The organism is Streptomyces sp. NPDC037054, assembly GCF_055606745.1.
In genome coordinates, this window is the sequence record NZ_JBVJSJ010000008.1 from 148,907 (window position 1) to 162,807 (window position 13,901).

At 69.2% G+C, this 13,901-nt stretch carries 9 protein-coding genes and 1 tRNA gene; 1 reads left to right on the forward strand and 9 read right to left on the reverse strand.

Going from position 1 to position 13,901, the window contains the following annotated elements; translation table 11 throughout:
* Positions 1-220: 220 nt before the first annotated feature.
* The 9 genes from ACZ7D7_RS20750 to dnaA all read right to left on the reverse strand — a co-directional run bounded on the left by ACZ7D7_RS20750 (position 221) and on the right by dnaA (position 13,452).
* Positions 221-297 (reverse strand) — tRNA-Ile (locus ACZ7D7_RS20750).
* A gap of 157 nt (positions 298-454) precedes the next feature.
* On the reverse strand, positions 455-1,210 hold the full coding sequence (locus ACZ7D7_RS20755; RefSeq protein WP_470826015.1) for a DUF3566 domain-containing protein: 756 nt from the start codon (positions 1,208-1,210) through the stop codon (positions 455-457).
* A gap of 18 nt (positions 1,211-1,228) precedes the next feature.
* On the reverse strand, positions 1,229-3,823 hold the full coding sequence (gene gyrA, locus ACZ7D7_RS20760; RefSeq protein WP_470826016.1) for a DNA gyrase subunit A: 2,595 nt from the start codon (positions 3,821-3,823) through the stop codon (positions 1,229-1,231).
* A gap of 42 nt (positions 3,824-3,865) precedes the next feature.
* Positions 3,866-5,926 (reverse strand): DNA topoisomerase (ATP-hydrolyzing) subunit B, encoded by a 2,061-nt coding sequence (gyrB, locus tag ACZ7D7_RS20765; RefSeq protein ID WP_470826222.1) that lies wholly within the window; start codon positions 5,924-5,926, stop codon positions 3,866-3,868.
* Positions 5,927-6,325: 399 nt separating this feature from the next.
* On the reverse strand, positions 6,326-6,910 hold the full coding sequence (locus ACZ7D7_RS20770) for a DciA family protein (RefSeq protein WP_470826017.1): 585 nt from the start codon (positions 6,908-6,910) through the stop codon (positions 6,326-6,328).
* Positions 6,907-8,028 carry a DNA replication/repair protein RecF gene (gene recF / locus ACZ7D7_RS20775; RefSeq protein WP_470826018.1) on the reverse strand — a complete coding sequence of 374 codons (1,122 nt, stop codon included), beginning with the start codon at positions 8,026-8,028 and terminating at the stop codon, positions 6,907-6,909. Before recF ends, ACZ7D7_RS20770 begins: the two co-directional genes overlap by 4 nt.
* A 63-nt stretch (positions 8,029-8,091) precedes the next feature.
* The gene (gene gnd, locus ACZ7D7_RS20780; protein ID WP_470826019.1) at positions 8,092-8,967 is read right to left on the reverse strand and encodes a phosphogluconate dehydrogenase (NAD(+)-dependent, decarboxylating); all 876 of its coding nucleotides are present in this window, start codon (positions 8,965-8,967) and stop codon (positions 8,092-8,094) included.
* 189 nt (positions 8,968-9,156) lie between these two features.
* The gene (dnaN, locus tag ACZ7D7_RS20785; protein WP_470826020.1) at positions 9,157-10,287 is read right to left on the reverse strand and encodes a DNA polymerase III subunit beta; all 1,131 of its coding nucleotides are present in this window, start codon (positions 10,285-10,287) and stop codon (positions 9,157-9,159) included.
* 915 nt (positions 10,288-11,202) lie between these two features.
* Positions 11,203-13,452: a chromosomal replication initiator protein DnaA gene (dnaA, locus tag ACZ7D7_RS20790; RefSeq protein ID WP_470826022.1), complete on the reverse strand. Its 2,250-nt coding sequence runs from the start codon at positions 13,450-13,452 to the stop codon at positions 11,203-11,205.
* A 291-nt stretch (positions 13,453-13,743) separates the two neighbouring features.
* Here dnaA and rpmH point away from each other — a divergent pair, with 291 nt between their 5' ends.
* Positions 13,744-13,881: a 50S ribosomal protein L34 gene (gene rpmH / locus ACZ7D7_RS20795; RefSeq protein WP_003956500.1), complete on the forward strand. Its 138-nt coding sequence runs from the start codon at positions 13,744-13,746 to the stop codon at positions 13,879-13,881.
* Positions 13,882-13,901 lie beyond the last annotated feature (20 nt).

Sequence of the window (13,901 nt, forward strand, 5' to 3'; positions counted from 1 at the left end):
TCAACCCACCGCTCTCGCCAGCTCCCATCCCGTCCGTCGTCGACCATTCTCCGGCACAGTCGGATCAGCATGACCATGGATGTCTACACGCACGTGGTCGGCGACAGTGAGCGCGAAGCAGTGGGCATGCTCGCCGAGCTACTGAAAGATCCACTCATCGACTGATGTCAGCCGTGAATGTCAAAGACCCCCAGCCGCTATCGACTGGGGGTCTTTTCGCTGGTGGGGCTAACAGGATTTGAACCTGTGGCCTCATCCTTATCAGGGATGCGCTCTAACCAACTGAGCTATAGCCCCGCCGCGCTCTGCGGTGTGTGTCCCGCGCGCTGACTCCTGAAGATTAGCGCACGAGGTGGGCAGTCCCAAAATCGGTTGTCCGGGGACCGCCCGCGCCCGTCAGTGACCCGTCACCCGCCCTCGTCGATGACCCGTCACCCGCCCTGGCAGCCGCCCGTCACTCGTCCTCCGCCAGCGTCAGTTCCACGCCGCCCACGAAGCCCGCGGAGAGGTTGTAGATGAACGCGCCGAGCGTCGCGAGAGCCGTCGCGAGGACGACGTCGATGACCGCGATGATCGTCGAGAACAGCAGCACGTTGGGCAGGGAGAGGAACGACTGCAGGTCGAAGCCGTTCGACTCGTTCGAGCCGGTCGCCTCGGAGATCGTGCCGCCGACCGTCGAGAAGACGCCCATCGCGTCCATGACCATCCACAGCACCGCAGCCGCGACGATCGTGCAGATGCCGAGGGCGATGGAGAGCAGGAAGCTGACCTTCATCACCGACCACGGGTCGGCCTTCGCGACCCGCAGGCGGGCCTTGCGGACGCGGGGAGTGGTGCGCGCGCCGGTGCGGGGGCGGCGGACCGCCCCGGTCTGGCCGCCCTGCGTGGGGTAGGCCTGCGGCGGGTGGTACGGGCCGCTCTGCTGCTGCGGCTGCCGCTCCCCCGGAAGGGGCGAGCCGGCCCCCGGCTGTGCCCCCGAAGCGGCCGGGCCCGCGCCAGCCGCGTAGTGCTGGGTCTGCGGGCCTCGGGTGTCCGTCACAGTTCCCCCCTGGGATCCATGAGAGTCGGGCGAGTGCGAGTCGGTCGCGGAGGACTTGATCGCCTTCAGCTGAGTGGTGTGCGAGTCCTGTGCCTGCGCGGCGGAGCCACGGCCGCCGCCGTCCGTCCCCGTACTGGTACCGGCCGGTCCGGCGCCCGTGGCTCCGCTCACGCTGACTCACTCCTCGTCCTACTCGGCCGAGGGCGCCTCACCCTCGTCCGTGCCGGCCGCGGTGGCGTCCGCGGCGGACTCGTCGACGACCACGTCGCCGTCGACTTCCTCCGCCTCGCGCCCCGCCTCGGCGTTGCGTGCGACACCGACCACGGCATCGCGCTTGCCCAGATTGATCAGTTGGACGCCCATGGTGTCACGGCCCGTCTCCCTGATCTCGTTGACTCGCGTGCGAATCACACCGCCCGACAGCGTGATGGCGAGGATCTCGTCGGTCTCCTCGACCACCAGCGCGCCGACGAGCGAGCCGCGGTCCTCGACGATCTTGGCGGCCTTGATGCCCAGGCCACCGCGACCCTGGACGCGGTACTCGTCGACGGCGGTCCGCTTCGCGTACCCACCGTCAGTGGCAGTGAACACGAACGTACCGGGTCGAACAACATTCATCGAGAGCAGCTCGTCGCCCTCGCGGAAACTCATGCCCTTGACACCCGAGGTCGCACGGCCCATGGGCCGCAGCGAGTCGTCCGTAGCGGTGAACCTGATCGACTGCGCCTTCTTGCTGATCAGCAGCAGATCGTCGTCGGACGAGACGAGCTCGGCTCCGATCAGTTCGTCGTCGCTGCCGTCCTCCCGCTCCCGGAGGTTGATGGCGATCACGCCACCGGAACGCGGGGAGTCGTAGTCCTTCAGCGGCGTCTTCTTCACCAGGCCGCCCTTGGTCGCCAGGACCAGGTACGGCGCCGCGTCGTAGTCACGGATCGCGAGGATCTCGGCGATGGCCTCGTCCGGCTGGAAGGCGAGCAGGTTCGCCACGTGCTGCCCGCGCGCGTCACGGCCGGCGTCGGGAAGCTCGTAGGCCTTCGCGCGGTACACGCGGCCCTTGTTCGTGAAGAACAGCAGCCAGTGGTGCGTGGTGGACACGAAGAAGTGGTCGACGATGTCGTCTTCCTTCAGCTTCGCGCCGCGCACGCCCTTGCCGCCGCGCTTCTGGGCGCGGTAGTCGTCGGTCTTGGTGCGCTTGATGTAGCCGCCGCGCGTGACCGTGACGACGATGTCCTCTTCGGCGATCAGGTCCTCGATGGACATGTCGCCCTCGTACGGGATCAGCTTGGTCTTGCGGTCGTCGCCGTACTTGTCGACGATCGCGGCCAGTTCCTCGCTGACGATGCCGCGCTGGCGGACCGGCGAGGACAGGATCTCGTTGTACTCGCGGATCTTCGCCTGGAGTTCGTCGTGCTCCTGGACGATCTTCTGGCGCTCCAGGGCGGCCAGCCGGCGCAGCTGCATCTCGAGGATGGCGTTGGCCTGGATCTCGTCGATCTCCAGGAGGTCCATCAGGCCGCCGCGCGCGATCTCGACGGTGTCGCTGCGCCGGATCAGCGCGATGACCTCGTCGATGGCGTCCAGGGCCTTCAGCAGGCCGCGCAGGATGTGCGCGCGCTCCTCGGCCTTGCGCAGCCGGAACTTCGTACGGCGGACGATGACCTCGATCTGGTGCGTCACCCAGTGGCGGATGAACGCGTCCAGCGACAGCGTGCGCGGCACGCCGTCGACCAGCGCCAGCATGTTGGCGCCGAAGTTCGTCTGCAGGTCGGTGTGCTTGTAGAGGTTGTTCAGCACGACCTTGGCGACCGCGTCCCGCTTCAGGACGATGACCAGGCGCTGGCCCGTGCGGGACGACGTCTCGTCGCGGACGTCGGCGATGCCGCCGATCTTGCCGTCCTTCACGAGGTCGGCGATCTTCTGCGCGAGGTTGTCGGGGTTGACCTGGTACGGCAGTTCCGTGACCACCAGGCACTGGCGGTTCTGGATCTCCTCGACCTCGACGACCGCGCGCATCGTGATGGAGCCGCGACCGGTGCGGTACGCCTCCTCGATGCCCCGGCGGCCGACGACGAGCGCGCCGGTCGGGAAGTCCGGGCCCTTGATGCGCTCGATGAGCGCGTCGAGCAGTTCCTCGTGCGAGGCCTCGGGGTTCTCCAGGTACCACTGGGCGCCGGCGGCGACCTCGCGCAGGTTGTGCGGCGGGATGTTGGTCGCCATGCCGACCGCGATACCGGCGGAGCCGTTGATCAGCAGGTTCGGGAAGCGGGCCGGCAGGACGGTCGGCTCCTGGGAGCGGCCGTCGTAGTTGTCCGTGAAGTCGACGGTCTCCTCGTCGATGTCACGGACCATCTCCATCGACAGCGGCGCCATCTTGCACTCGGTGTAGCGCATGGCCGCCGCCGGGTCGTTGCCCGGCGAGCCGAAGTTGCCGTTGGAGTCGACCAGCGGCATCCGCATCGACCACGACTGCGCGAGGCGGACCAGCGCGTCGTAGATCGAGGAGTCGCCGTGCGGGTGGTAGTTGCCCATGACGTCGCCGACGACGCGGGCGCACTTGTAGAAGCCGCGCTCGGGCCGGTAGCCGCCGTCGTACATCGCGTACAGCACGCGGCGGTGGACGGGCTTGAGGCCGTCGCGGACGTCGGGCAGCGCACGCGAGACGATGACGGACATCGCGTAGTCGAGGTACGAGCGCTGCATCTCCGTCTCGAGCCCGACGGGCTCGACGCGCATGGCCAGGGCGTCACCCTCGGGCGTCGTCACGGGAGTGTTCTCGTCGGTCATTGCTGGTGAAGATCCTTCCTGGTGCGGTCAGCTGAGACCGACTCAGATGTCGAGGAAGCGGACGTCCTTGGCGTTGCGCTGGATGAACGCGCGGCGGGCCTCGACGTCCTCGCCCATCAGGACCGAGAACAGGTCGTCGGCCTGGGCGGCGTCGTCGAGGGTGACCTGGCCGAGGACGCGGTGCTCCTGGTCCATGGTCGTGATGCGCAGCTCCTCGGCGTTCATCTCACCGAGACCCTTGAAGCGCTGGACCGAGTCCTCGCGGATGCGCTTGCCGGCGTTGCGGCCCATCTCGATCAGGGCGTCGCGCTCGCGGTCGGAGTACGCGTACTCGAAGTCGTCCTTGCCCCACTTGATCTTGTACAGCGGGGGGCGGGACAGGTACACGTGCCCGGCCTCGACCAGCGGCCGCATGAAGCGGAACAGGAAGGTCAGCAGCAGGGTGTTGATGTGCTGGCCGTCGACGTCGGCGTCCGCCATCAGGATGATCTTGTGATAGCGGAGCTTCTCGATGTCGAAGTCCTCGTGCACGCCCGTGCCGAACGCGGAGATCATCGCCTGGATCTCCTGGTTCTGCAGGATGCGGTCGATGCGCGCCTTCTCGACGTTGAGGATCTTGCCGCGGATCGGGAGGATCGCCTGGTACTGCGGGTTGCGGCCGGACTTGGCCGAGCCGCCGGCGGAGTCGCCCTCGACGATGAAGATCTCGCACTTGGTGGGGTCGTTCGACTGGCAGTCGGACAGCTTGCCCGGCAGCGACGCCGACTCCAGCAGGCCCTTGCGGCGGGTCAGGTCGCGCGCCTTGCGCGCCGCCACGCGCGCGGTGGCGGCCTGGATGCCCTTGCGGACGATGTCCGCGGCCTCGTTGGGGTTGCGGTCCAGCCAGTCGTTGAGGTGCTCGTAGACGACCTTCTGGACGAACGTCTTCGCCTCGGTGTTGCCCAGCTTGGTCTTGGTCTGGCCCTCGAACTGCGGCTCGCTCAGCTTGACCGAGATGATCGCGGTCAGACCCTCACGGATGTCGTCACCGGTGAGGTTGTCGTCCTTCTCGCGCAGCAGCTTCTTGTCGCGCGCGTACTTGTTGATGAGCGAGGTGAGCGCGGCGCGGAAGCCCTCTTCGTGCGTACCGCCCTCGTGCGTGTGGATGATGTTGGCGAAGGAGTACACGCCCTCCGTGTAGCCGCCGTTCCACTGCATGGCGACCTCGAGGGACAGGTTCCTGTCCTTGTCCTCGGCCTCCAGGTCGATCACGGTGGGGTGCACCACCTCTCCCTTGCGGGAGTTGAGGTACTTCACGAAGTCGACGATGCCGCCCTCGTAGTGGTACGAGACGTGCTTGACCTCGTGCTTCTCGTCCTCGCCCGCCTCGTCCGCGCCGGCGGTGGCCTTCGCCGACTCGCGCTCGTCGGTGAGGTTGATGCGCAGGCCCTTGTTGAGGAACGCCATCTCCTGGAAGCGCCGGGAGAGCGTCTCGAAGGAGTAGTCGGTGGTCTCGAAGATGTCGCCGTCGGCCCAGAAGGTGACCGACGTGCCGGTCTCCTCGGTGGCCTCGTGCCGGGCGAGGGGCGCGGTGGGGACACCCAGCTTGTAGTCCTGCGTCCAGCGGTAGCCGTCGGTCTTGACCTCGACGGCGACCCGCGTCGACAGCGCGTTGACCACGGAGACGCCCACGCCGTGCAGACCGCCGGAGACCGCGTAGCCGCCGCCCCCGAACTTGCCGCCCGCGTGCAGCACGGTCAGGACGACCTCGACGGCGGGCTTACCCTCGGAGGGCACGATGCCCACCGGGATGCCGCGGCCGTTGTCGACGACCCGGACGCCGCCGTCGGCGAGGATCGTGACGTCGATCGTGTCCGCGTGGCCGGCCAGCGCCTCGTCGACGGAGTTGTCGACGACCTCCTGCACGAGGTGGTGCAGTCCTCGTTCACCGGTCGAACCGATGTACATACCGGGTCGCTTGCGGACCGCGTCCAGACCCTCGAGGACGGTGATGGCACTGGCGTCGTACGAGGCCGCGGCCTCGCCGTTCGAGGTGCTCGCCGCGTCGTTCACGCCGGTGTCGGTGGACGGGATGTTCTCGTTGGGGTTGCCGGAATCGGCCACGAAGCGCCCTTTCTGGCACAGCACGAGCCGGGCTCGTCGGCGGGGATGCCGGAGCGGCTGCGGCATGTTGCGTTGGTAAGCCTTGATCAGCGTTGCTCAGCTTGTCCCGGACGGTCCCCACGAATGGGGCGGGATTGGCTTCCAGTCTACCGGTAGCACTGACACTGATGGGGGTTTGCCGGTCCCTGAGTCCTCATGTGCCGCCCTGAACCGGACTCGCCCGACTCCCGATATGCGGATGGGGGCTCCAAGAGGCTCACAACGGCACTCAGCGCTTCCGGGTGTCAACCCTTGGCTACTTGGAAGTCAGGTCGGCATTCGCAACCGCGTGCGATCACGCGCCGAAGGCCGCCGAGGGCGGTGGAACGGGCCCCTCGACGGCCTTCGATGTGATGTCTGTCACCCATAGGTGTCGCCGGGTCCCGTGCTGCCCGGGGCACGCAGGGGACCGTAGCGACGGGCGCCCCCACCGGGGCCGTTGACCTTGATGAGCCGCACCGTGCCGTGCCCCAGGTCCTCGTTGAGCCGGGCCACCAGCGTCGGGGCGAGCAGCCGCAGGTTCGTCGCCCAGGCCGTGGAGTCGCACCGCACGACCAGGACCCGCTCGTCCTCGTCGTACCTCTCCGGTACGCAGTGCTTGGCCACGTCCTCGCCGACGATCTGCGGCCAGCGGCCCATCACCCCGCCCACCGCGGCCGGGGCCTCCCAGCCCCGCTCGCTGATCAGCCGGTTGATGGCCGCGCCGAGCGCCATCGGATCGCGGCCGTCGGCGCGCGCGCCGGAGCGCAGACCGCCGCGCCGCGCCTGCTTCTTCTGCCGTGCCGCGTCGCCACGCGCGCGTGCCGCTTCCTTCGCCGCCTTCAACGCCACGCGCGCGAGGTCGACGCCGGACGGCTCGGGCGCCTTGCCGGCGGCGGCCCCGGACGTGCTCGCGGAGGTGTGTCCGGGCCTTCCGGCCCCGTTCCCGGGTGCGTTCTCGCTCATACGCGCTCCACGGTCCCGTCGGACACCGTGAACCGCGCCCCGGCCAGGACGTGCGGTACGTCGTCGTCGACCGCGGCGGTCACGAGCACCTGCTCGCCGGGCGCGACCAGCTCGGCGAGGCGCTCGCGGCGGCGGGTGTCCAACTCGGCGAACACGTCGTCGAGGACGAGCACCGGTTCATTGCCCTCGGCGCGCAGCAGGTCGTAGGAGGCCAGCCGCAGGGCGAGCGCGTAGGACCAGGACTCGCCGTGCGAGGCGTAGCCCTTGGCGGGCAACTGGCCGAGCTTGAGCAGCAGGTCGTCGCGGTGCGGTCCGACCAGCGTGACGCCCCGCTCGATCTCCTGCTTGCGCGCCTCGGCGAGGGCGGCCGTCAACTGCTCGTAGAGGTCGTCACGCGTGTGTGCCTCGCCCGGGGCGGACGGCTTGTACTCCAGGGCCACCGGGCCGCCGCCGGGGGCCAGTTGCTCGTACGCCTTGTCGGCGAGCGGCTGGACCGCGGCGATCAGGTCGAGCCGCTGGGCGAGCAGTTCGGCACCCGCGCGCGCCAGGTGCTGGTCCCACACGTCGAGGGTGGACAGGTCCATCGTGCGGCCGCCGTGCCGGCGGGCCAGCGCGGCTGACTTCAGCAGGGTGTTGCGCTGCCTGAGGACGCGGTCGTAGTCGGAGCGGACGCCGGCCATGCGCGGCGAGCGGGCCGTGATCAGCTCGTCGAGGAAGCGGCGGCGCTCACCGGGGTCGCCCTTGACCAGGGCGAGGTCCTCGGGCGCGAACAGCACGGTCCGCACGATGCCGAGCACGTCACGGGGTCTGACCTGCGTGGACCGGTTGATGCGGGCCCGGTTGGCGCGGCCCGGGTTCAGCTCGAGCTCGATCAGCTGCTGCCGCTCGCCCTGGCGGACCTGGGCGCGGACGATCGCGCGGTCGGCGCCCATGCGGACCAGCGGGGCGTCGGAGGAGACGCGGTGGCTGCCGAGGGTGGCGAGATAGCCGACCGCCTCGACGAGGTTCGTCTTGCCCTGGCCGTTGGGTCCGACGAACGCGGTCACGCCCGGGTCGAGCGGGACCTCGACCCGGGGGTAGGAGCGGAAGTCGGCAAGCGACAGATGCGTGACGTGCATGGTCGTTCGCCGACCTCCCCCAGTAGCTCTGGTGACCGTTTACTGCCCGGGCTGCTGCTCGGGCTACTTCTTCTCCACCGCGTGGCCGCCGAACTGGTTGCGCAGCGCCGCGATCATCTTCATCTGCGGCGAGTCGTCCTGGCGGGAGGCGAACCGCGCGAACAGGGACGCGGTGATCGCGGGCAGCGGGACCGCGTTGTCGATCGCGGCCTCCACCGTCCAGCGTCCCTCACCGGAGTCCTGTGCGTAACCCCGGAGCTTGTCGAGGTGCTCGTCCTCGTCGAGGGCGTTGACCGCGAGGTCGAGCAGCCAGGAGCGGATGACGGTGCCCTCCTGCCAGGAGCGGAAGACCTCCCGGACGTCGGTCACGGAGTCGACCTTCTCCAGCAGCTCCCAGCCCTCGGCGTAGGCCTGCATCATGGCGTACTCGATGCCGTTGTGGACCATCTTGGCGAAGTGGCCCGCGCCGACCTTGCCGGCGTGCACCGAGCCGAAGTCGCCCTCCGGCTTGAGCGCGTCGAAGACCGGCTGGACCTTGGCGACGTTCTCCGCGTCGCCGCCGTACATCAGCGCGTAGCCGTTCTCCAGGCCCCAGACGCCGCCCGAGACGCCGCAGTCGACGAAGCCGATGCCCTTGGCGGCCAGCTCCTCGGCGTGCTTCTCGTCGTCGGTCCAGCGGGAGTTGCCGCCGTCCACGACCACGTCGCCGGGCTCCAGCAGCTCGGCGAGCTCGTCGATCGTGGACTGGGTGGCTTCGCCGGCCGGGACCATCACCCAGACCACGCGCGGGCCCTTGAGCTTGCCCACAAGCTCTTCGAGGCTGTGGACGTCGGCGAGGTCAGGGTTGCGGTCGTATCCGACGACGGTGTGGCCCGCGCGGCGGATCCGCTCGCGCATGTTGCCGCCCATCTTGCCGAGGCCGACGAGACCGAGCTCCATCAGTTGCGTTCCTTAGGTGTGCGAGGTGGCGTTACAGCACTTGCGTACGAGTCCGAGCCTAAACCCGGACGGTGACGCACACCTGTGGGCATACGCGCTCATACGTAGGCCCCTACCTGCGGCTTCGCCCGGCGGGCCCGGTTGTCCACCGGCCGCGGGGGCGCTGTGGACAACCGGCCGGGACTCACGTCAGCCGCTGAGGCGCACCGGCATGATCAGGTACTTGTAGGCCTCGTCCGCCTCGGCGTCCAGCGCGGGCTTGCCGCTGAGCAGCGCGGGCTTCGTGGACGTCGTGAACGACAGCTGGGCCACCGGGGAGTCGATCGCGCTCAGACCGTCCAGCAGGAACGTCGGGTTGAACGCGATCGAGATGTCGTCGCCCTCCAGCTGGGCGTCGACTCTTTCCACAGCCTGTGCGTCGTCGCTGGAGCCGGCCTCCAGGATCAGGACGCCCTGCTCGAAGCTGAGCCGCACCGGGGTGTTGCGCTCGGCGACCAGGGACACGCGCTTGACGGCCTCCACGAAGGGGGCGGTCTCGATGACGGCGACGCTGTTGAACTCCGTCGGGAACAGCGTGCGGTACTTCGGGAGGTCGCCCTCCAGCAGACGCGTCGTCGTGCGGCGGCCGGCGCCCTCGAAACCGATCAGGCCCTCACCGGAGCCCGAGCCGGACAGCGCCAGCGTGACCTGGTCTCCGCTGGTCAGGGCCTTGGCCGTGTCCAGCAGGGTCTTGGCAGGGACCAGGGCGACCGCGGACGCCTCGGGGTTCTCCGGCTTCCACAGGAACTCGCGGACCGCGAAGCGGTAGCGGTCGGTGGAGGCCAGCGTGACCGTGTCGCCCTCGATCTCGATGCGCACGCCGGTCAGGACGGGCAGCGTGTCGTCGCGGCCCGCGGCGATGGCGACCTGCTGCACGGCCGACGAGAAGACCTCGCCCGGGACCGTGCCCGTCGCGTTCGGCATCTGCGGCAGGGCCGGGTACTCCTCCACAGGCAGGGTGTGGAGTGTGAACCGCGAGGAGCCGCACACCACCGTCGCCCGTACACCGTCTGTGGAGATCTCCACCGGCCGGTTGGGGAGGGCGCGCGAGATGTCGGCGAGCAGGCGGCCGGAGACCAGCACCGTGCCGTCCTCCTCGACCTCCGCCTCCACGGACACCCGCGCCGAGACCTCGTAGTCGAAGCCGGACAGGCTCAGCGCCCCGTCCTCGGCCTTAAGGAGCAGGCCGGCGAGGACAGGCGCCGGCGGACGGGCCGGGAGGCTGCGCGCCGCCCAGGCCACTGCCTCCGCGAGTACGTCGCGTTCCACCCGGATCTTCACCTAAGCCGCCTCCTGCTGTTGCCGGCGTTCTCGCCCTGCTTCGCCTTCGTCGTCTGTCTCGGTGTCACGGATCCCTGTGAGGGGAAGGACCACCGGGGACCAGTCTGACGCACCGCACTGACAGTAGGTGCCCATCGGGGTCAAGTCGCACCGAGGGGCAGCCGGGCTCGAGACGGCGAGTTGTGCACAGGACCCGCTTCGAAACGAATCCCTGGCTCTCTATGGTCGGGAGTAGTAGTAGGGGCTGTGGATACCGTGGATAACCACGTTTTCCCAGCTCAGACCCCAAATTTTGTCCACTGGTCCTGTGGGCGGCGGCGGTGGACAACCAGGGGGTTCTGTGGAGAACGGAAAGTTCTGCACACCCCGTGCACAGGACCGGGCGAGTTCTCCCCAGTGCCGTCCCCAGCTTTACCCACCTTTCCCACAGCCCAACCCGGCACCTTTGTGTGACGCCTTTCACTCGACCCGGTGAGGAGGCGCGTCACGTTGCCGAACAGTGGACAGCCATGTGGAGAAGCGCGGGATCACTGGGGACAACCGGGTCCGGCCTGTGGGTTGCCCGTGGACAACTCTGTGCACAGCCTGTGGATCAACTCCCCGTCCACAAGCTGTGGAGATCCTTCGTCCACCAATCCACAGGCGGCTGACCTGCCCTGATGATCCTTCACCACCGTGCGCTGTGGACAGCGTCTGGACAACTTCTGGGTCCCCAGCGTGTGGACGGGAAAAAGTCGCCGAATCTGTGGAGGGAGACCGTAACCCGGCGGCTAATCGAACAGGGGGTTACGGCGCCGAGACCTGATTCCGGAGCGAGCCGGCACACGCGCGGGGCCCGCGGCCGGCCCGGGGGCACGCGAAAGGCGCCCCCGGATCTCGTCCAGGGGCGCCTACGGGCGCGTAACTCGGGGGCGCTCAGCCCGCCTTGATGCGGTTGGTCAGCTCCGTCACCTGGTTGTAGATGGAGCGGCGCTCGGCCATCAGATTGCGGATCTTGCGGTCGGCGTGCATGACCGTCGTGTGGTCCCGGCCGCCGAACAGCGCGCCGATCTTCGGCAGGGAGAGGTCCGTCAGCTCCCGGCACAGATACATGGCGATCTGGCGGGCCGTCACCAGCGCGCGCCCGCGCGAGGTGCCGCACAGGTCCTCGACCGTGAGCCCGAAGTAGTCGGCGGTCGCGCCCATGATGGCCGTCGAGGTGATCTCCGGCGCCGAGTCCTCGCCGCCCGGCATCAGGTCCTTCAGGACGATCTCCGTCAGGCCCAGATCGACCGGCTGCCGGTTGAGCGACGCGAACGCCGTCACCCGGATCAGCGCGCCCTCCAGCTCACGGATGTTCCGCGAGATCCGGGACGCGATGAACTCCAGCACCTCCGGCGGGGCGTTGAGCTGCTCCTGGACCGCCTTCTTGCGCAGGATCGCGATGCGCGTCTCCAGCTCGGGCGGCTGGACGTCCGTGATCAGACCCCACTCGAAGCGGTTGCGCAGCCGGTCCTCCAGCGTCACCAGCTGCTTGGGCGGCCGGTCACTGCTGAGGACGATCTGCTTGTTGGCGTTGTGGAGCGTGTTGAACGTGTGAAAGAACTCCTCCTGCGTCGACTCCTTGTCCGCCAGGAACTGGATGTCGTCGACGAGCAGAATGTCCATCTCGCGGTACCGCTTGCGGAAGCTGTCGCCCTTGCCGTCGCGGATCGAGTTGATGAACTCGTTGGTGAACTCCTCCGAGCTCACGTACCGCACGCGCGTGCCCGGGTAGAGACTGCGCGCGTAGTGCCCGATCGCGTGCAGCAGGTGCGTCTTGCCGAGGCCCGACTCCCCGTAGATGAACAGGGGGTTGTACGCCTTCGCCGGCGCCTCGGCGACGGCCACCGCGGCCGCGTGCGCGAACCGGTTGGAGGCGCCGATGACGAACGTGTCGAAGAGGTACTTCGGGTTCAGCCGCGCGGTCGGCTCCCCGGGACCGGTCGCCGGCGCGGGCTGCGCGGCCAGCGGGCCGGGCGCGCCGGTGGTCGGCAGGTTCGGGCCGACGGGGCCGCCGCGGTGCACGTGCCCGGAGCCGGGCGGCGGCTCGGGCAGGTCGCGGCGGGCGTCGCGCTGTTCGTAGTCCCCGCGCGCCTGTTCGTAGTCGCCGCGCTGTCCGTCGTAGCCGCCGCGGTCCATCGGCTGCGGCCGGTACTCGTGCGACGGGGCGCCGTAGGAGTCCTGCGAGTGGGACGGCGATCCGTAGGAGTCCTGGGAGGACGGGCCGTATCCGTCCTGGGAGGGCGCGCCGTAGGCGTCGTGGCCGGGAGGCGGGCCGTAGTTGTCCTGCGAGGAGCCGTACGCGTCCTGCGACGGCGACGCGTAGGGGTCGCGCTCGGGGAAGCCGAGCCGTTGCTGCTGCCAGCCGTAGTCGTCGTGCGAGGGACGCGGCCAGGCGCCGGGCTCGGGGCGCTGGTACTCCGACGGGTACGCGGGCCGGGCGGTCGGCAGCTGGTCGCCGCCGGACTGGCCCGGGTGGGCGTCGGCGCGGTGCGAGTCGCCACGGTGGGGCTCGCCACGATGCGGCTCGGCGCGGTGGGGTTCGGCGCGGTGGCGGCCGTACCCCTCGTACCCGTCGCGTTCGCGGCCGCCGTCCCGGGCGTCCCGGCCGCTCTGGTCGTAGCCGTCGCGACCCTGGTCGTATCCGTCCCTCCCGCCCTGGCCGCCGGAGGGCTGGTGCTCGGAGTCGTCGTAGCGCGACTGCGGGCGGGAGGGCGCCGGCGCGGCCGGCGGCTCGCCGGCGGAGTCGTCGACGGTGATCGCGATGCGGATCGGCCGGCCGCACTCGCGGCTCAGCGTCTCGCTGACGACGGGCGCGAGACGGCCCTCGAGCACGCCCTTGGCGAATTCGTTGGGTACGGCGAGCAGCGCGGTGTCGGCGACCAGCGCCAGCGGCTGGCAGCGCCGGATCCAGTGTTCGTCCTTCGCCTCCACGCCCTGGCCACGGCCCTCACCGAGTAGCTGCTCCAATACGCGTGGCCACACTGCGGCAAGATCGGCAGGTACGTCAGCCACAGGGCACGCTCTCTCACGGGGTCCCCCGAACGTGTGGTTCGCGGGACGGGTCGGGATGTCATTCGGGCGGGTCGGCGGGGGCAAACCCGATGGGGCAGGTGACAAGGGAACGAATCGGAGTCCAGTCACGGTAGTCAGGGCGGCGGGTACGGTTCAAGTTGTTGTCCCCAGCCTGTGGACAGTGTCTCGCCATCACCCTTGGTTTGACCGAATGGCGTAGCCGCGCGTACCGTAACCAGGTCGAGTTGTCGATGGCTGCTGCCGCCTGCCTCCGATGGGCACAGATCACGTCCCCCGCACGTCGGGGGTGACCGGTGATCGGGAAGCGGTGCACTCGGGCGTAACGCGAGCTACTCGTGGGCGCACGGTGACAGCCAGGACGGCACCCGCCAAACATCGATTTCTTACTGGAGCCCCCGAGTGAGCAAGCGCACCTTCCAGCCGAACAACCGTCGTCGCGCGAAGACCCACGGCTTCCGGCTGCGTATGCGCACCCGTGCCGGCCGCGCGATTCTCGCGTCCCGCCGTAGCAAGGGTCGCGCCCGTCTGTCCGCCTGATCCCGGTCAGGTCATGACGT

Excerpts from the sequence above, each read along its gene's own strand:
- gyrA (WP_470826016.1), bottom strand. The coding sequence starts at position 3,823 with ATGACCGACGAGAACACTCCCGTGACGACGCCCGAGGGTGACGCCCTG.
- ACZ7D7_RS20770 (WP_470826017.1), bottom strand. The coding sequence starts at position 6,910 with ATGAGCGAGAACGCACCCGGGAACGGGGCCGGAAGGCCCGGACACACC.
- recF (WP_470826018.1), bottom strand. The coding sequence starts at position 8,028 with ATGCACGTCACGCATCTGTCGCTTGCCGACTTCCGCTCCTACCCCCGG.
- gnd (WP_470826019.1), bottom strand. The coding sequence starts at position 8,967 with ATGGAGCTCGGTCTCGTCGGCCTCGGCAAGATGGGCGGCAACATGCGC.